Genomic DNA, 19,302 nt, shown 5'->3' with positions numbered 1-19,302 from the left:
AACTGATTGCGGATTTTGGCGGCTTTGTGTGGAACGAAGAAGGCTTTGATAAGCTGCGGGATTTTGTACGGGAAAATCTTAACGAAGTTACCGTGGATATTGCGCAAAAAGTCGAGCAGATCCTTACACTTACACATCAGATCAATCAACGCTTAAAAGGCAAAATGGATTTCACCATGGCATTTGCGCTTTCCGATATAAAAAGCCAAATTGCCGGTTTGATTTATCAAGGCTTCGTGCAAAAAAGCGGCTACACCCGCCTGCCGGATTTGCTCCGCTATCTGCAAGCCATCGATAAACGCATGGATAAACTCGCTCAAGATGTCAATCGCGATCGTGCCGCCATGTTACGCGTGGAACAAGTGCAACAAGCCTACCAACAGCTTCTTGCCAAGCTCCCGAAATCTAAACCGATTTCGGATGAGGTGGCGGAGATTCGCTATATGATTGAGGAGCTACGCGTGAGCTTGTTTGCACAGCAGTTAGGGACGAAGTATCAGGTGTCGGAGAAGAGGGTTTTGAATTTGATTGCTGAATATTAAAAATTAATTATAGGTTTATATATGACTAATAACATAGAGTATCAATTTGTACCTTTAATTTAAGAGGCACGCGTCTGGAGACGCGCGCCAGCGTGAGTAATAATCAAAGTGCGGTTTTTTCCAACTTCAAAAAATTCAGAAAGAAGGCGTATTTATTTAATTTAATTCCAACAATTGGACGCCGCATTGTTGCGTTGAATGCATTGGTAGTACTTCGTAGTCTTTACCGGCTTCCGCTTTGGAAATAATGCGATTGAAACGTTGATATGCATTTTTTCATTTTATTTTCTCCGTTTATTTTTAGATTAATTTCGAAATTATGTAGCAGTTGCACAACGCTAAAATTACCCTTGCAAAATAGCACCGCATTGGAGCCGCTTTCAATGCGGTGCTGTCGTTTGATGCAAATTCATGCTTAATTTAAATGGTTTTGTGCATTTGCTACATAATTACGATTAATTTTAATAAATTATGAGTTTTTTTATTATGGAGCGAGTTTTTTGTTTTTATACTCCTGGCTATATTCGTTGCCAACCATCGGCGAGTAGTCGCGTTCTCAATGCGGTGCTAATTTAAGGGGTCACCGGTAGGGCGCCCGAATTCCATGTCGGAGCCTCGTTTGGACGTTTGGTTTGTAGCAAGAAACGTTGATTTTCCGAAGCCTGTTGTTGAACCGTCGTGCCTGATGGGGTGGAGAAGGAAATACCGCCTTTCAATAATTGCTGTACGCTGCCGGTGTTAAATTCGGCCCCCTTCCAGCCTAAACTAAAGTTATAGCCTGATGAAATCCAAAATTCGGAGTTTTTACGCACTAAATGCCGGTATTTCGGACTAATTGCAATATGAATCAATACCCGATCGCCAAGGGTGTTGAGTGCTAATTTGAGCACCGCACCCACTTCAATTCCGCGGTAAAACACCGGTGAGCCTTCGGTTAAATTTAAGGCATCGTTAGTTTCCAAAATAAATGGCACGCCGTTAGTGAATTTGTTACGGCTTGGGGTTGTTTGCGCTAAATCAAATCGAGTGCTGGCTTTGCCATTGCCGATTTCCACATCAATGTAAGGTTGTAACAGGCTATCCAAGTTTTCGATTCCACCTGCCGAAATTTGCGGCGAAATGATCTTAAATAGCGAGCCCTCTTTGGCAATCATGCTCATATAATTCGGATTAACTAATGCTTTGGCTATAATTTTTTTCGATTTGGCATCCAGTGTTACGCTTTCGATTTCTCCAACGGATAAGCCTAAATAACGCAAGCTCATGCCTTTGGTTAAGTTCGTCGCATCATCGGCGAATAAAGTGATAATTTGTCCAGCCGATTTGGCGCGCAATTCGTTCGGATAAAGGGTTTTATTTTGGCCTGAACCGGAGTTATCAAAGCTAATCGCCCCTTTTAACGAACGCGCAATCGGTGTCGACTGAATGCTGATGCCTTTGGGCGTAATGTCGATTTGTGCGGCGCTTTCTATCCAGAACAAGCTTTTATCCGTGAGTAAATGTTTGTAGCGTGGATAAATATAGACATCCACATCAAAGTGGTCGGTTTGTGGTGTGATATTAATGATTTTACCCACTTCATATTGACGATAAAGTACTAAAGAGTCTTTGCTGATACTTGGTAAGTTTGAGGTTTTCAAGGTGATGCTAGGTTCAACTAAATTCCCTGTAATGCCAGATTCCGCATTTTGGGCGTCTTTATAAAGCGGATAGGTTTTTAGTGCATCGCCCAGCCCTTTTTTAGCGATAATGCGAATGCCGCCTTGCAGCCATTTTTCCGGATTCGCCGCATTAAAGCGAATGCCGTCGATGCCAAAGTTTACGTCGAAATTCGATGCGGCGATAAACAGTGTATTTGGATTGATTAAATTGCGATAGGCGGCGGCAATGGCGATTTCGTATTCTACGCCATTGACATCAATATTTTGTTTTACAATTTCACCGATAGGAATATTGTTGTAATACACATTTTGTCCTTCGGCGATTCCGTAGCTTTCCGGTGCGGTGAGCTTAATTACGAGGGTATTTGGTGCTTTCAGCAGTAATTCATTTTCTTTAATTACATCAAATTGCAAATTTTCTTCGCCGTCGCCGGGGATAATTTCAAAATAGTCGCCACGGAAAAAGCGTTGCGGCTCGGTCAAATCAGCTAAATTCGGTTTTTTATTACGTAATACAATATGTGAACCGGTTTTTAATAAACTGGCTTGGTTGGGATCAATCAATAATCTACCTTTTAGAATTTTTTCATTGTTTTCAACAGTACTTAGCGCAGAAAGCACGCCGATTTTGTGTTCTTGATAATAGACATCGCTACGTCCCGCTTCTAAACCGGCAACGGTCGGAATATTCACGTCCACTTCAATACCGCGTTTTGCCGCTTGCAGATTGGCATAAAGGGTGTAGTAGTCATTCTCCACCGCATTGGGGCTATCGGTTGGTGAGTCGAAAGAAACTGCACCTTGTACGATGGCATTTACGCTTTCCATATTAAAGTTTAAACCCGCCTGCGTGATGCTGGCGTTCACACCGCTGATATTCCAAAAGCGCGAATCTTTTTTTACAAAGCGAGCGTATTCTTTGTCGATGACGACGTCGATTTCCACCTTATTATTTTCATTAAAACGATAATCGTAAATTTTTCCCACCGGCAGTTTTTTAAAGTACACGGAAGCGCCGAGAGAGATGGAGCCTAAATCGTCGGATGTTAAATGAATCAGTAAATCACCCGGTGAGACTTGGGTAATAGGACCTTTTTCTTGCGCAATAAATTCATCGGCGCTGTTGCCGTCGCCCGGTTGTAGCGTGATGTAATTACCTGAAACTAACGAATCAAGGCCGGAAATGCCCGCGAGGGAAACACTTGGTTCGACTACCCAAAATCTTGTGTTTTGGCGCAATACGTCGGTGGCTTCAGGATAAATATTCGCGACGACTTCTACTTTTTGCATATTGTCAGTGAAGTTTACTTTTTTCACCACGCCGATTTGCAAGCCTTGATAGCGAATCGGCGTTTTATCCGCTACTAAGCCGGAACCGTTACTAAACGTAATTTTGATACTTTTACCTTGTTCTTTCACAATTTGAAAAAACAAAATCGCGCCGATACAGAGGGCAATAAAAGGCAACAGCCAAAATGGCGAAACCTTGCGATTTTTACGCAAAATACTTTGAATGCGGTTGTGTTGCGAGTCAATGCTTGGGGCATGTTTGATCGAATGTTCATTATTCGGTTGTTGTTTTCCGGTCATAAATTTTCCAAATAAGTCTGCTATCAAATTGAGCTGTTGAGATCATAGTAAGGAATACGGCAGCGCCGAAATAAAAGGCAGCGGGGCCGACGGTAAAGTTAATAATTTGTCCACGGGTGACTAACGACATCATCAGTGCAAGCACAAATAAGTCAAGCATTGACCAACGTCCGACAAAATGCACGATATGCAATAAACTCATTTGCCATTTTATCGAATGTCGCCATTTAAAATGCACGCTGGCAAGCAAATACAGCATGATGAAAATTTTACTAATCGGTACGAAAATACTGGCGAAGAATACGACAAAGGCGACAAAATAGCTTTTCATTTCAATAAAGGAAATGACGCCTGAGATGAGCGTATCTTCAGATAACGTACCGGTTAAATATACGCCGGAAATCGGTAATAAATTTGCCGGGAAAAGCATTATAATGCCGGCGATTAAGGCTGCCCAAGTACGTTGAAGTTTAATGGCATCCGATGTATCAAGGTATGAAACGCAGCGCGGGCAAATTGAATGTCCGTGTTCGTGTTTAGTTTTTTGTTCCGCAAAAGTGTAGTTGCATGCGGTACAAAACCGAACTTTATCATTAGTGTTAATTTGTTGTTTTTCGGGATAAAAATCGTTCCACAATTCATTTAAATTCAGTTTAATAAAAAGTAGCGTAGTTAAAAGTGCGGTAAAAACGAAGGCGATTAAGTAAATATTAATCTCCAGTGTCGCATATTCGCGTACTTTGAACATGGATACGCCCAAGGCGACAAGATAGACGTCAAACATTACCCAAGGTTTAATGTAGCTTAAAAAGAGCAATACATTGCGCGGACGGATCCCAAGCAATTTGGAAAACCACAGCATCAATACCAAAATTGCGAAAGAGGTAGGCATCAATACCGCGCAAATAAAAATTAAAAAGCCGGTATAAGTGTAGCCGGCGGTCGCGATTTGCCAAATACCTTTCCAGACGGAAGCATCAATTTTTGTGCCGAGTAAATCGATACTTAGTAAAGGAAATCCTAATGCAAAGGGCATTAGGATTAAAATAGAGAGCGCAATCATTGCGCAACGATGTAGTGACCAGCGGTTTGTGGTAGTTAAAATATGATGGCAACGCGGACATTCGGCGTGTTTATCCGGCGGCAAAGGGAAAACAACAGAGACGACCGCATCGCATTCGCCACAACGGGCAATTTTATAGCGCGCTCGGGTAAAATCGGGAGGGGTCATATGTTATCATCTCTAAAAGTTCGGTCAGCAAAGTCGCGCATTTTAGCGCGATTCCCCCCCTTTTGTGAAGCTCAAATGAATGAACGTTTATTGGAATTGAATGGTGAGCGAATTCAGTTAGTCGGCAAGGGCGCTTGAAGCATTGTCAAGCCTTATCAAAGTGCGATACACTATGCAGGTTTTATTTTCAATCCTAGGACAAAAAATGACAGATTCCCAACTTGATGTTCAACTTAAAGAAACGTCATCAGATATTCAAAAATTGACAAGCAATAAGGAAATTATTGCTTATTTAGCAGAAAAATTTCCTCTTTGCTTTATCTTAGAAGGCGAGGCCAAACCGTTAAAAATCGGTTTATTCCAAGATTTGGCCAAAGCATTACAAGATGACGAGCGCGTGAGCAAAACTCAATTGCGTCATGCGCTTCGTCAATATACGTCGAATTGGCGTTATTTACATGGTTGTCGTGAAGGCGCGGTACGCGTGGATTTATACGGCGAAGCGGCAGGTGTAATCGAAGCGGAACATGCAACGCATGCAGCGGAGCAACTTGCGGAAGCTAAAGCGAAATTTGCCGAAAAACGTAAAGCAGAACTTGCGGCTAAAAAAGCACAACAAAAACGTCCGGCGCGTAAAGCGAATCAACAGAAATCCCCACGTAAGCCCAAAGTTGAGTTGAATGCGGTCGACTTTGCCGAGCTTACTGAAGGTTCAAAAGTGCGGGTAAAAGTGGGCGAATATGCGAAAAATGCAACTGTAGTAGAAGTGTTGAAAGATTCGGCGCGTATTCAACTTGAAAACGGTTTAGTAATGAATGTAACGGCAGATCGTTTATTCGCATAGTATTGATATTTTCTTATCGGGAAAGGTTAAATGAAATTGACAATAACCAAAAGTATTTTAGCAACGGCAATTTTTAGTATGTTGTTTTTTCAGTCCGGTACGACGTTTGCTGTTACGCCGAAGTTGAAGTTAAGCGATATTGGTATTCCTTCCGCAACGGAAGAACATAAATTGGCAACTAAGCGAGCGACGACGCGCTTAACGCAGTCCCACTATCGTAAATTTCAACTAGACGATGCTTTTTCCGAAAAGATTTTTGATCGTTATATTAATAGCTTAGATTATAGCCGTAATACGTTTTTACAATCCGATGTTGATGAGCTTCGTCAGAAATTCGGTGCAAAACTAGATGATCAATTAAATGAAGGCGATCTTTCCGCCGCCTTTACAATGTATGATTTAATGATGAAGCGTCGTTATGAGCGTTATGTTTATGCGCTTTCTTTATTAGACAAAGAGCCGAATTTAAACGGTAAAGATCAAATTGAAATTGATCGCGAAAAAGCTGCGTTCCCAAAAACTAAAGCTGCGTTCCCAAAAACTGAGGAAGAAGCGGACCGTCTTTGGCAAGAACGCGTAAAAAACGATGTTATTAATTTGAAGTTGAAAGATAAAAAATGGCCTGAGATTAAAGAGAAACTGATTAAACGTTATAACCTAGCTATTCGTCGTTTAACCCAAACTAAAGCGGATGATATCGTTCAAGCTTATCTGAATGCGTTTGCCCGTGAAATTGATCCGCATACCAGTTATCTGGCGCCACGTACCGCTAAAAGTTTTAACGAAAGTATGAACCTTTCTTTAGAAGGTATTGGTGCGACATTGCAATCAGAAGACGATGAAACTAGCATCAAATCTCTTGTGCCGGGTGCGCCGGCCGAGCGTAGTAAAAAACTGCAAGCCGGTGATAAAATTATCGGTGTGGGACAGGAGAAAGGCGAAATCGAAGACGTGATAGGCTGGCGTTTGGAAGATATTGTTGACAAAATCAAAGGCAAGAAAGGTACTAAAGTGCGTTTAGAGATTGAGCCGGCGAAGGGTGGAAAATCACGTATCGTAACTTTAGTGCGCGATAAAGTTCGCATTGAAGATCAAGCAGCAAAACTGACCATCGAAAAAGTAGATAGCGAAAATATCGGCGTGATTAAAATTCCAAGTTTTTATATCGGTTTGACGGATGACGTAAAAAAATTGTTGGTGCAAGCGGAGAAAAAACATATTAATGCCTTAATTATTGATTTACGTGAAAATGGCGGCGGAGCATTGACCGAGGCTGTAGCATTGAGTGGTTTATTTATTACTGATGGTCCTGTAGTTCAAGTGCGCGACGCTTATCAACGTATTCGCGTACACGAAGACGATGACCGCACAGAACAATATAAAGGGCCATTACTCGTTATGATTAACCGTTTCAGCGCATCGGCGTCAGAAATTTTTGCGGCAGCCATGCAAGATTATAATCGCGCAATCATTGTTGGGCAGAACACCTTTGGTAAGGGAACCGTGCAACAAAGTCGTTCCTTGAATTTTGTGTACGATTTGGATCAAACTCCATTGGGAGTATTGCAGTACACTATACAAAAATTCTACCGTATTAACGGTGGTTCGACGCAGTTAAAAGGCGTCGCTGCAGATATTAATTTCCCGGCTATTATTGATGCAAAAGAAAATGGAGAAGAAAAAGAAGATAATGCGTTGCCTTGGGATAAAATTCCAGCGGCAACTTATTTCGAAATCGGTAATGCGCGTCAATATGTATCCGAGCTCAATAAAAATCATCAAGCTCGCATGGCAAAAGATCCGGAATTTATTGCGTTAGGTGAAGAATTAAAAATCCGCGATGAACGGCGTGATCGCAAGTTTATGTCGTTGAATTATCAAGAGCGCAAAGCGGAAAATGATCAAGACGAGGCGAGACGCCTAAAAGATATTAATGATCGTTTTAAACGTGAAGGTAAGAAACCGTTAAAAAATATTGATGCGTTGCCGAAAGATTACGAAGCACCGGATTTTTATTTAAAAGAAGCGGAAAAGATGGCGGCGGACTTGGTGAAATTAAGCGGAAAAACACAAAAAGCGGATACTCAAGTTCAACAAGACCTGAGCAAAGCGGAAGCTAAGAAATAATAAATTTTGACCGCGCTTTTAAAAGGGCGGTTATTTTATTTTATCGCGCTTCGAAGGAATGTTTATGTTAAAAGGTACGATGAAATTAAACTCATTGGTGTTATCGCTGTCGATGATAACTTCAGGCTGTGCATTGGCGGATTGGTCGAAAAATATGACATTTTCGGTTCCAACGCAAATTGATATGGCAAAACTTTCGCCGCAAGAACGTGAGAAAATTGAACGAGAGCAAGCTCGTTTAATGGCAGAGAAACAAGCATTATTGGAAATGTCACTCACTCATGAAATTGGCGAACAAAATCTGCAATTTAAATCGCTGTTAGCCAAAATTTATGCCGATAATAAATACAACTTGTTTTGGCACGATAAAGCAGCGGAAAAACAATTTCTCCGCGAATATGCCGCAATGGTTGCAAGTGGTATTTCTAAAGGTTCCGCACAATCTTTAGAGAATTTAAGCCAAGCGGAGCAAATCGGTGGGTTGACTTATGATGTATTGTTAACCGATGCGTTCTTGGATTATTTATACTACAGTAGCAATCTAAATCAGCAAGCACAGCGCTGGCTATACGGCGCAGGCGTTTATAAGCCGCAAGCGCCAAGCGAGGAACAGCTTCAGCAATGGTTCAATGCGGTGCTAAATGAAGAGCTCGTCGTCTATCTAGAGCGTTTATCTACGCATAATTCGCTATATCGACAAACTCTCGATGCATTGCCTTCAATGATTTCCACATCAGGCTTAACGCCGATAGGTAAAAAATTAGCGATTAATGCGCAACGTTTACGTGTGATTCCGGATTTTTATAATGGGATTTTTGTGAATATTCCAAGCTATCAGTTGCAATATTATCGTGACGGACACTTAGTATTGGAATCTCGCGTTATTGTCGGTAAAAATGGACGTCGAACGCCCGTTATGTCCAGTAAATTAAGTAACGTCGTGGTAAATCCGCCTTGGAATGCACCGACACGTTTGGTTAACGAAGACATTGTACCGAAGTTAAGAAATGATCCGGGTTATGCGGCCTCGCATAACTACAGCATTTTAGACAGTAAAGGTAACGTGATTGATCCTTATTCTATTGACTGGAATACGATTGGGAAAAATTTTCCATATCGCATTCGTCAAGCGGCGGGGGATAGTGCGTTAGGTAATTATAAATTTAATATGCCGAGTTCCGATGCTATTTATTTACATGATACACCGAATCACAATCTTTTTTCTCGTAAGGATCGGGCGTTAAGTTCCGGTTGTGTACGTGTGGAAAAGTCGGCTCAACTTGCCGATATTTTATTAAAAGAAGCCGGCTGGTCGGATGAACGTAAGAAAAACGTGTTAGAAAGTAAGAAAACCGCCTCTGCAGCTATTCGTTCCGATAATCCGGTGTTTTTATATTACGTGACGGCCTGGGTGGATAACGGGCAGACGAATGTGTTACCGGATATCTATAAATACGATAACTTCACGGATGCGAACGATATCAATTGGGATACGGTGAAAAAATACTTGTAATTATCATCGTATTGATAAATATTGTGACGTTATTTCAAAAATGAACAGTAAAATAAGCGAGAATAAAAATGAATAAGATAAATCAAAGTCGTCGTAAGTGGTTGTCTCTTGGCGGCATCGTATTGAGCGCCGGCATGTTGCCGAATAGCGTGTTAGCCATGGTTTCTACGCCGAAGCCTCGCATTTTGGCATTTCGCAATCTTAATACCGGCGAACGCTTAAGCGGTGTATTTTCATTAAGCAGCGGTTTTAATGCTTCAATGCTGAAAAAATTAGATTACTTTATGCGCGATAAGCGTACGAATCAAGTGCATCGGATGGATCCAAATTTATTTATGAAATTTTACCGTATTCAAAGCAACCTCGGCTTACAAACGGCGGAAATTCAAATTATCTGCGGCTACCGCTCGGCGGCGACAAATGCCATGCGTCATCGTCAAAGTCGCGGCGTAGCAAGTAATAGTTTTCACGTAAAAGGTCAGGCCATTGATTTTCGCATTGATGGTACGCCGCTTGCTAAGATTAAACACACTGCGGAAGGTTTAAACAATGGTGGCGTGGGCTTTTATCCGCGCAGTAATTTTATTCACGTCGATACCGGCCCGGTACGAACTTGGCAGGGTGTGTAACATTTTGCAAATTGACCGCACTTCGGTGCGGTTTTTGTTTATGAGGAAAATAAAATGAATATTGAAATTATCCCTGTTACCGCATTTCAACAAAATTGCTCTTTGATTTGGGATGATGAAAAAAATGCCGCAATTATTGATCCAGGCGGTGAAGCGGAAAAACTGATTGGGCGAATTGAAGAACTGGGTTTAAATTTAGAAGCGATTTTATTAACTCACGCTCATCTTGATCATGTGGGGGCGGCCGAGCAAGTGAAGCAACATTTCAGCGTGGAAATTTGGGGTCCACAAGAAGAAGATCGTTTCTTATTTGACAGTTTACCTGAACAATCGCAACGTTTCGGTATGCCAACGATTCACGCTTTTTTACCTGATCGTTGGCTGCATGAAGGTGAAACAATTCATGCCGGTGGCGGCATATTTGAGATTTTGCATTTGCCCGGACATACGCCGGGACATATTGGTTTCATCGAAAAACAGAAAAAGGCAGCGTTTACCGGCGATGTCCTTTTTCAAGGCAGTATTGGGCGTACGGATTTGCCGGGCGGCAATTATACTCAGTTGATTAGCACGATTCGTGAAAAATTATTCAAACTTAACGGCGATATGATCATCATCGCTGGTCACGGACCTTATACGACGATCGAACATGAAAAGACGAACAATCCTTTCTTAAAATAACTACGAAACAATGTTTACTAAGCATTTATTGCGTCTTGCTGCTCTCTACTCAAAACAGCACCGCATTGGAAGCGGCTCCAATGCGGTGCTGTTTTGAGATCCAAATGTATCTCTTGGCCGAAGCCCTTCTGGTAAGCAACGAACATTAAAAAGGCGCTTTTTACAGCGCCTTAGTTTTATTATTCTTTAAATTCTTCCATCATTTCTTGTGCTTTTTCGACCATTTCTTTTGAACCGATGAATAACGGCACACGTTCGTGTAATTCTTTCGGTTGAATGTCTAAAATACGGCGATAGCCGTCCGTCGCCAAACCGCCGGCTTGTTCCGCTAAGAACGCCATTGGATTACCTTCATAAAGCAAACGTAATTTACCTTTTGGGTAAGTCGTTGCGCTTGGATAAATATAGATACCACCTTTTAATAAATTACGATGGAAGTCGGCAACTAAAGAACCGATGTAGCGCGAAGCATAAGGGCGATTGGTTGCTTTGTCCTCTTCTTGGCAGTATTTAATGTATTTTTTTACGCCTTGCGGGAATTTAAGATATTGCCCTTCGTTAATGGAATAAATTCGACCATTTTTTGGCATTTGCATATTTTCATGCGAAAGGCAGAAAGTGCCGATAGACGGATCGTAAGTAAAACCGTTTACACCATGGCCGGTGGTGTAAACTAACATCGTGGAAGAACCGTAAACAATGTAGCCGGCTGCCACTTGTTTATTACCTGGCTGGAGGAAATCTTCCAACGTTACCGGTGTGCCGATTGGGGAAATGCGGCGATAAATGGAGAAAATTGTACCTACCGAAACGTTCACATCAATATTGGACGAGCCATCAAGCGGATCAGTTAAAATCACATATTTGGCATTACGACCGTGTTCGGTATCAAATGCAATGAAACTTTCTTCTTCTTCTGAAGCAAAGCCTGCTACTTCTTCACGCGCCATTAATGCCGCTTTCATGGTGTTATGGGCGAACAAATCCAGTTTCATCTGACTTTCGCCTTGCACGTTTTCCACGCCGGATTGCCCCAAAATATTGGTTAAACCCGCTTTGTTAATATCGCGGTGGATAATTTTCGCGAGTAAACGAATCGATGATAAAATGCCACTTAATTCCCCTTTGGCATTTGGGTATTCCGCTTGGCGTTCAACGATAAATTCGCTTAATGTTTTCATCATGTTCCTCTTTTTTCTTTTAAACACATAACCGCCGAATTATATGCGATTTGATTTTTACTCGGAAAGTCAATTTCCAGTAATGAGAGCTTGATCACAAAAATTTTACAATTTATTTTTTAAATGGAGCAAATTTAAACGATTTAAACTTCGTTATTTATCAATTCTTTTCATAAACATATCAAATAAAATTCACATCCGTCTAGACGTCTAAATCTTTTTTCAGTTAGGGATTTTTGATAGACTCTTCCGCAATTTAAACAAAGAACAATAGGAAAGCACAATGAGTAAACTTTTCCCTCAAGCCAAACTTCGTAACCGCGCACCTTATCGTTTTGATATTGTCGGCAGTTTTTTACGCCCGGAAAACTTAAAACTGGCGCGTCAGCAATGTGGTTGCGGTGAAATTTCTTGCGCGGATTTAACTCGAACAGAAGATGCGGAGATTGAAAAATTAGTGGCGCATCAAAAAGCAGTCGGTTTGTCGGCGGTCACTGACGGTGAATTTCGTCGTACTTTTTGGCACTTGGATTTCTTAGCCGCATTAGACGGTGTGAACGAAGTGGATGCGGACAAATTCTCGGTACAATTTAAACATCACAGTGTGCGTCCGAAAACCTTGAAAATCGTCGATAAAGTCGACTTTTCGGAAAATCATCCGTTTGTAGAACATTATCGCTCGCTACAAAAAATTGCCGCCGGAACGGAAGTAAAATTGACGATTCCTTCGCCATCCATGTTGCACTTAATTTGTACTGTGCGCGAAACGGATTATCAACCGATTGAACGTTACGAAAACAATAATCAACTATTGTTAGATGATATTGCCGCGGCTTATATCAAAGCAATGAAGATTTTCTATGCCTTAGGTTGTCGTAACTTGCAGTTGGACGATACCAGTTGGGGCGAATTTTGTGCGGAAGATAAACGCAAAGCTTATACCGAGCGCGGTTTGGATCTCGCTCAAATTGCGCAAGATTATGTTTATATGATCAATAAAATCGTAGCGGAAAAACCTGCGAATATGGCGATTACTATGCATATTTGCCGTGGCAATTTCCGTTCGACCTGGTTCTCGGCGGGCGGTTATGAGCCGGTGGCTGAAACATTGTTCGGTGGTTGCAATGTCGACGGCTTCTTTTTGGAATACGATAGCGATCGCGCCGGTGATTTCAAACCGTTACGGTTTATTAAAAATCAACAAGTAGTGCTCGGTTTGATTACATCAAAATCCGGCGAGCTGGAAAATCGCGACGAAATCATCGCGCGAATTAAAGAGGCAACGCAGTATGTGGATATCAACCAGCTTTGTTTAAGTCCGCAATGCGGTTTTGCTTCTACTGAGGAAGGCAATATTTTAACGGAAGCGCAGCAATGGAAAAAACTTGAATTTATCCGTGGTATTGCAGAAGAAGTCTGGGGAAATTAAGGAAAGCCTTAATTTGAACACTTAAAATAACACCGCATTGGAGCCGCTTCCAATGCGGTGCTATTTTTCTTGTAGCCAGCGGGTTAAATGAATTTCCACAATATCTGCCAAATGTTTGAGAAACAACACATCCTGTCCGTTGTGAAAACGCTGTGTATCGCGCGAACGGAACAGTAAAAGCGCGGTCGGTTTATGCGCATTTTTTGTGCCAAGTAAACAACAAGCGATGGAGCCAATCGGCAATTCTTCCGGCAAAAACATCAGTGCTTTTTCTTTATTGCTTAAATCGCCCAAATAAAACTGGCGCAAGCCTAAGCGTTCCAAACGAATGATTTCAAACGCATTGCGATCAATCCAGCCTTGCTCAGGTACATTTTCCCGTTTTTTCCAGCTGTCAGTAAAAAGCAGCATTTTCGCACCATCTAATTCATAAGATTTCGCCCATTGCTCTAATTTCTTTTGTGCTGATTGAAAATCCGGTGCTTGAAATAATTTTTTTTGTAACGGTATTAAGGCGAAGAATATATCAGCTTCTTGTATGGCGAGTTGGTGGAGTTTTTCTAACTGAGCAGTAAGAGTGCTAATCTGTTTGCGTTGTTGTTTCAGTTGCGCTTCCGCCAAGGAAATCGTGCCGGTGTGCGTGTGGCATGATTTAAGTTTGTTAAGCGAGGCAGCGTGGCGGCTAAAAAAATCGGGATGAGATTCGAGATAGTCGAGGATGTCTTGTTCATTCATAGTTGTGAAAACTATCTAAAAAAAGACCGCACTTTAGGTGCGGTCAAAAACAGAAGGAAAATTATGCAGCGAACGGATCGCGTAGAATCATTGTTTCTACACGGTCCGGACCGGTTGAAAGAATATCGACGGGCACTCCGGTAATTTCTTCGATACGTTTGATGTAGTTAATGCAGTTTTGTGGCAGTTTGCTTACATCAGTTACGCGGAAGGTGTTTTCTTTCCAGCCCGGTAAGGTTTCATAAATCGGTTCTACGCCCTCCCAGTCTTTCGCTGCTAATGGTGCGTATTCTAGGATTTCGCCGTTTGGCATCTTGTAGGCGACACAGATTTTCACTTCCTCAAAGCCGTCTAGCACGTCTAATTTGGTCATGCAAAAACCGGAAATGGAGTTTAGTTGAATGGCACGACGAATTGCCACGGCGTCAAACCAACCGCAACGGCGCGGACGACCGGTTACCGCACCGAATTCATTGCCTTTACGGGCGATTTCCGCACCCGTTTCATCAAATAATTCGGTTGTGAATGGGCCACCGCCTACGCGGGTACAATAAGCTTTGATGATTCCCAATACATAATCCAAATTCCGTGGGCCGAAGCCGGAACCTGTCGCCACGCCGCCGGCGGTGGTGTTGGAACTGGTTACATATGGGTAAGTACCATGGTCGATGTCCAACATGGTGCCTTGTGCGCCCTCAAATAAAATGTTGTCACTGTTTTTTCGTGCGGTATCAAGGAGAGTTGTGATGTCGGCGACCATACCGGTGATAACATCAGCAATTGCCATAACATCATCTAAGGTTTTTTGATAATCCACCGGTTCTGCTTTGTAATAATTTACTAATTGGAAATTATAGTATTCAAGGATGTTTTTAAGTTTTTCGGCAAAGAACGCTTTATCGAATAAATCGCCTACGCGTAAACCGCGACGCGCCACTTTATCTTCATAAGCCGGGCCGATACCGCGACCGGTGGTACCGATGGCTTTTTTACCCAATGCGGTCTCGCGCGCGTGATCCATCGCCACGTGGTAAGGCAAGATTAACGGACAAGCTTCGGAAATCAATAAACGATCGCGCACGTTAATGCCGCGACTTTCAAGTTCACCGATTTCTTTTAGTAAGGCTTCGGGCGAAAGTACCACGCCGTTACCAATTAAGCAGGTGACATTTGGGTGTAACATACCGGACGGAATTAAACGTAGAACGGTTTTTTCGCCATTGATGATAAGGGTATGTCCGGCGTTATGGCCGCCTTGGTAACGTACTACATATTTTACGCGATCCGTCAGTAGATCGACGATTTTGCCTTTACCTTCATCGCCCCATTGAGCGCCTAAGATAACAACACTTTTTCCCATAATTTCCGCCTTAAAATTAGGTTAATTAGTTTGAATGAACAGCCGAGTACTTTACTCTTTTTCGGCTTTGATCTCAATGAGATAAAAGAAAAAAGTACGGCTATGTTTCACCGTACTTTTATGGTTTTAAAGGAAATTACTCAAATAATGATCTGTGTAACGAACGAACTGTTTCATCGGCATGCTCGCTTTGAACTAACATACAAAGATTATTAGTGCTTGCGCCGTAGCTGATCATACGTACATTGTAAGGCTCGAGCGTATCAAAAATGCGTTTTGCTACACCTGTTGCGATGTGTAAGTCATTGCCGATAAGTGCCACCAGAGATAAGCCCGTATCCACTTTAACCGTGCAATATTCGCGTAACTCTTCCAATAACGCCGAAGAAAGTAATTCCGCGCCGGATGAAGCAGAACCGGTTTTATCCAGAGTTAAAGCGATGCTCACTTCGGAAGTTGTGATGGTGTCCACGGAGATTTTGTGTTTCGCTAAAATACTAAATACATTCGCTAAGAAACCTTGCGCGTGAAGCATGCTTAAGCTTGAAAGCGTTAATAAGGTTTGGTCGCGACGTAACGCGATTGCCCGGAATGTTGGACGCGGTTGTGGATCGCGCGTGACCCAAGTGCCACCATCTTGCGGCGCTTTGCTGGAACCTACATAAACCGGAATATTACTGCGAACTGCAGGAAGAAGTGTTGCCGGATGTAATACTTTCGCACCGAAAGTCGCCATTTCGGCCGCTTCCGCGAAACTCATGGTATCGATGCGTTGAGCGCTTGGAACAATGCGAGGATCAGTGGTGTAAATGCCTGCTACATCGGTCCAAATCAGTACGTCTTTGGCATTTAACACCTCCGCCAATAATGCCGCAGAATAATCGCTACCGCCGCGGCCTAATGTCGTCGTTTTACCGCTCGGTTCACGGCCGATAAAACCTTGCGTGATAACCAATTCGCCGCGATCAATTAATGGTTTTAATATGCTGTCACTGTTAGCTTGGGTTTGTTCGTCATTTGGCACCGCTTTGCCGAAATGACTATTTGTTGCAACGATAGTACGCACATCGACCCAAGTTCCAGTGGCATTTTGTTCGCGTAAGATTTCGATAAAAATTTGGGTGGACATCATTTCGCCGTGGCTGATGAGTTCGTCGGTAAGCGCGGGTGATGTGGCGAGGCTGGCGGCTTCTGAAAGGTATTCAATATTTTCGAGATATTTTTCAATGATTGGACGTACACGGCTGTCGTCTTTCAGTTCGGTTAAAATATTTTCTTGAATTTGACGTACTTCGCCGACTAATTGACGGCGTTCTTCCGGCTCCACACCGTTGGCTAATGCGACTAAAAGATTGGTTACGCCGGCAGAGGCTGAAAGCACGACGACACGAGTATTGGGATCGGCAATGATAATTTTCGCGCAAGCCGTCATCGCTGCGTAATTGGCTACCGAAGTCCCGCCGAATTTGGCGACAGAAAGATGAGACATAATTTTCCTCTAGGTGAATGTTGTAAGATGTTGTGTGGAAAGTAGAAATAACGATTTCATAAAATGTTGTCAAATAAATTTTGTGAAATTTTAAGGATTCTTTATTTCAGATCTAATTTGCTAATTAAATCGTTAAAAAATTAGATAATTTTTAATCTTCGTTATTCGGCATTGGCAGCGGTTCTGGTTCGCCCAAGAAGTACGGTTTAATGCCGAGTAGTAAATCGAGCACCGCTTTGCTACGCGCGAAGATTTCCCGTAGGCGAGTGGAGAAGTTGATTTTTGGCTGTTTGGCAACGAAGCAAATGGCGTCAATATCGTTAAATTCAGCGATGAACAGTGCACGTTCGCAATGGAATTTTTGGCTGACGATAGTAAATCCATTAATGTTGAATACTTTGTCGGCACGGATAACGGAATCTAGTGTGCGGAAGCCGGCGAAATCACGGAACATTAAATTTTCCGATACGCCCATTTTGCGCAGATCGCGAAACATCATTTTCGGTTCATTATATTGAAGCGTGCGGTTATCGCCGCTTAGCAGTAAATAGCTGACTTTGCCGTGTTCTAGCAAAGATTTTGCTGCTTCAAGGCGGTTACTGTAGTAATCGTTAGTTTTGCCGGGGGCGACGAATTTAGAGGTGCCGAGCACGAGTGCGTAGGGGCGATAAGGCAGATCCTCGAGATTTTCGTACAAATTTTGTCGGACGGAAAAACTGATGTAGCGGTCAATCGCAACGCTAAGTAAAATTAGCACCGCATTGAAAGCTATTATCGCGCGGATGATTTTGCCTAAATGAATGCGATGCCAAAGGAGCAGGAGTTCCGTTTTGAGCGGAGTCTTTAAAGTAAACATGAGCGCTAACATAATGAAAAACGCGTATGAGTTCAAGTTGAAATTTGCGAGCGCAAAGTCGGTTTTTATTTGGACGTTTAGACGTCTAAATTATCCTTGACAAAGGCAGCGAGCTGTTGATAATTGGTGCATTTTTTCCTTGATACGATAGGTTTTCAATGTCTGTCCAAAATGTCGTGCTGTTTCAAGACAAGCCATTAAAGTTGGTTATGGGCGGTGAACTTTCGCCCGTTCAAGTGGCTTATCAAACTTACGGAACCTTGAATGCGGACAAAACCAATGCGGTGCTGATTTGCCATGCGCTTACGGGCGATGCGGAACCTTATTTTTCCAACAAAGAAAAGGACGGTTGGTGGCAAAATTTTATGGGTGACGGTTCGGCGCTTGATACTTCGCGTTATTTTTTTATTTGCTCCAATGTGTTGGGGGGGTGCAAAGGCACCACCGGACCTTCTTCCCTCAATCCTCAAACCGGCAAACCTTACGGCAGCCTGTTCCCGAATATCACCGTGCAGGATATCGTACACGTGCAAAAAGCGCTGATTGATTTTTTAAACATTCCCCATTTGAATGCGGTGATCGGTGGCTCTTTTGGTGGCATGCAAGCGACACAATGGGGTATTGAATACCCGGGCTTTGTCGATAATATCGTCAATCTTTGTTCGTCGATTTTCTTTAGCGCTGAAGCTATCGGCTTTAACCATGTGATGCGTCAAGCGGTGATTAATGATCCGAATTTTAATGGTGGCGATTATTATGATGGCATTCCGCCGGAGCAAGGGCTTTCTATTGCGCGTATGCTCGGTATGCTGACTTACCGCACTGATTCGCAACTTGCCAAAGCTTTCGGGCGCGCTACGAAATCCGAAGGGCAATTTTGGGGTGATTATTTCCAAGTAGAATCTTATTTGACTTACCAAGGCAAAAAATTTCTTGAACGCTTCGACGCCAACAGTTATTTACATCTTTTACGCGCATTGGATATGTATGATCCGAGCCTTGGATATGCAGATATTAAAACGGCACTTGGTCGGATTAAAGCGCGTTATACCTTGATTTCCGTGACGACGGATCAGCTTTTTAAATCTGTCGATTTGCATAAAAGCAAGCAACTTTTAGAACAAAGTGGGGTTACGCTGACTTTTCATGAATTTCCGTCAATTTACGGTCACGACGCTTTTTTGGTGGATTATGACGCCTTTGAACAGTGGATTCGAGAAGGCTTGAGCGGAAAGGCAGGGGCGGTTGAAATTTGAATGCCTAGAGTTTGCATTAATAAATCAATATTGCATATGTGACGTTGTTCGGGCTTGCATTCCTTTCTTAATTTATTCCTTTCTATTCCTCGTATCCTTAATTTTGCGGGGATAAAGTCGTTTCGTACAAGTCAAGTCGCTTTTGGGCACCGCATTGAACGCGCATTCCTTGCGCATA

General features: G+C 42.6%; 15 protein-coding genes. 8 read left to right on the top strand and 7 right to left on the bottom strand.

All coding sequences use genetic code 11. The annotated features are described in order from the left end of the window. A partial coding sequence (locus ACO59Y_RS01005) for a DUF3418 domain-containing protein (protein ID WP_486129858.1) occupies positions 1–542 on the top strand: 542 nt, incomplete at its 5' end. Between the two features lie 572 nt (positions 543–1,114). On the opposite strand, the gene ACO59Y_RS01000 is transcribed toward ACO59Y_RS01005, so the two are convergent. Beyond that, a complete protein-coding gene (locus ACO59Y_RS01000; RefSeq protein WP_486129856.1) occupies positions 1,115–3,793 on the bottom strand; it encodes a PqiB family protein in 2,679 nt (892 codons plus the stop codon). Then, positions 3,768–5,024, bottom strand: coding sequence for a PqiA/YebS family transporter subunit (locus ACO59Y_RS00995; RefSeq protein WP_486129854.1), 1,257 nt, complete (start codon positions 5,022–5,024; stop codon positions 3,768–3,770). The genes ACO59Y_RS01000 and ACO59Y_RS00995 overlap by 26 nt, the downstream gene beginning before the upstream one ends. A gap of 205 nt (positions 5,025–5,229) precedes the next feature. Between ACO59Y_RS00995 and proQ the strand changes: the two genes are divergently transcribed. From proQ to ACO59Y_RS00970, 5 genes are all read left to right on the top strand, one after another. Continuing rightward, complete coding sequence (proQ, locus tag ACO59Y_RS00990) at positions 5,230–5,868, top strand: RNA chaperone ProQ (RefSeq protein WP_486129852.1); 639 nt, start codon at positions 5,230–5,232, stop codon at positions 5,866–5,868. 78 nt (positions 5,869–5,946) lie between these two features. Further along, complete coding sequence (gene prc / locus ACO59Y_RS00985; protein WP_486129850.1) at positions 5,947–7,995, top strand: carboxy terminal-processing peptidase; 2,049 nt, start codon at positions 5,947–5,949, stop codon at positions 7,993–7,995. A 64-nt stretch (positions 7,996–8,059) separates the two neighbouring features. Then, entirely contained in the window at positions 8,060–9,508 is a 1,449-nt protein-coding gene (locus ACO59Y_RS00980) for a L,D-transpeptidase family protein (protein ID WP_486129861.1), read from the top strand. Between the two features lie 68 nt (positions 9,509–9,576). Next, positions 9,577–10,137, top strand: coding sequence for a peptidoglycan L,D-endopeptidase MepK (mepK, locus tag ACO59Y_RS00975; RefSeq protein ID WP_486129848.1), 561 nt, complete (start codon positions 9,577–9,579; stop codon positions 10,135–10,137). Positions 10,138–10,191: 54 nt separating this feature from the next. Beyond that, on the top strand, positions 10,192–10,818 hold the full coding sequence (locus ACO59Y_RS00970) for an MBL fold metallo-hydrolase (protein WP_486129846.1): 627 nt from the start codon (positions 10,192–10,194) through the stop codon (positions 10,816–10,818). Between the two features lie 179 nt (positions 10,819–10,997). Here ACO59Y_RS00970 and fbp read toward each other — a convergent pair whose 3' ends face one another. Next, positions 10,998–11,999: a class 1 fructose-bisphosphatase gene (gene fbp, locus ACO59Y_RS00965; RefSeq protein ID WP_373604343.1), complete on the bottom strand. Its 1,002-nt coding sequence runs from the start codon at positions 11,997–11,999 to the stop codon at positions 10,998–11,000. 283 nt (positions 12,000–12,282) lie between these two features. Here fbp and ACO59Y_RS00960 point away from each other — a divergent pair, with 283 nt between their 5' ends. After that, on the top strand, positions 12,283–13,428 hold the full coding sequence (locus tag ACO59Y_RS00960) for a 5-methyltetrahydropteroyltriglutamate--homocysteine S-methyltransferase (RefSeq protein ID WP_486129844.1): 1,146 nt from the start codon (positions 12,283–12,285) through the stop codon (positions 13,426–13,428). A gap of 60 nt (positions 13,429–13,488) precedes the next feature. On the opposite strand, the gene ACO59Y_RS00955 is transcribed toward ACO59Y_RS00960, so the two are convergent. The 4 genes from ACO59Y_RS00955 to ACO59Y_RS00940 all read right to left on the bottom strand — a co-directional run bounded on the left by ACO59Y_RS00955 (position 13,489) and on the right by ACO59Y_RS00940 (position 17,868). Beyond that, the gene (locus ACO59Y_RS00955; RefSeq protein WP_486129842.1) at positions 13,489–14,163 is read right to left on the bottom strand and encodes a DUF484 family protein; all 675 of its coding nucleotides are present in this window, start codon (positions 14,161–14,163) and stop codon (positions 13,489–13,491) included. Between the two features lie 61 nt (positions 14,164–14,224). Continuing rightward, positions 14,225–15,523 (bottom strand): adenylosuccinate synthase, encoded by a 1,299-nt coding sequence (gene purA, locus ACO59Y_RS00950; RefSeq protein WP_486129840.1) that lies wholly within the window; start codon positions 15,521–15,523, stop codon positions 14,225–14,227. Between the two features lie 136 nt (positions 15,524–15,659). Next, on the bottom strand, positions 15,660–17,012 hold the full coding sequence (gene lysC / locus ACO59Y_RS00945) for a lysine-sensitive aspartokinase 3 (protein ID WP_486129838.1): 1,353 nt from the start codon (positions 17,010–17,012) through the stop codon (positions 15,660–15,662). Positions 17,013–17,163: 151 nt separating this feature from the next. Beyond that, positions 17,164–17,868: a SanA/YdcF family protein gene (locus ACO59Y_RS00940; RefSeq protein ID WP_486129836.1), complete on the bottom strand. Its 705-nt coding sequence runs from the start codon at positions 17,866–17,868 to the stop codon at positions 17,164–17,166. Between the two features lie 158 nt (positions 17,869–18,026). Here ACO59Y_RS00940 and metX point away from each other — a divergent pair, with 158 nt between their 5' ends. Next, positions 18,027–19,124 carry a homoserine O-acetyltransferase MetX gene (gene metX, locus ACO59Y_RS00935; RefSeq protein WP_486129834.1) on the top strand — a complete coding sequence of 366 codons (1,098 nt, stop codon included), beginning with the start codon at positions 18,027–18,029 and terminating at the stop codon, positions 19,122–19,124. Positions 19,125–19,302 lie beyond the last annotated feature (178 nt).

The sequence above is a fragment of the Rodentibacter sp. genome, from assembly GCF_057314195.1.
This window is presented reverse-complemented; position numbering and strand designations above follow the sequence as displayed.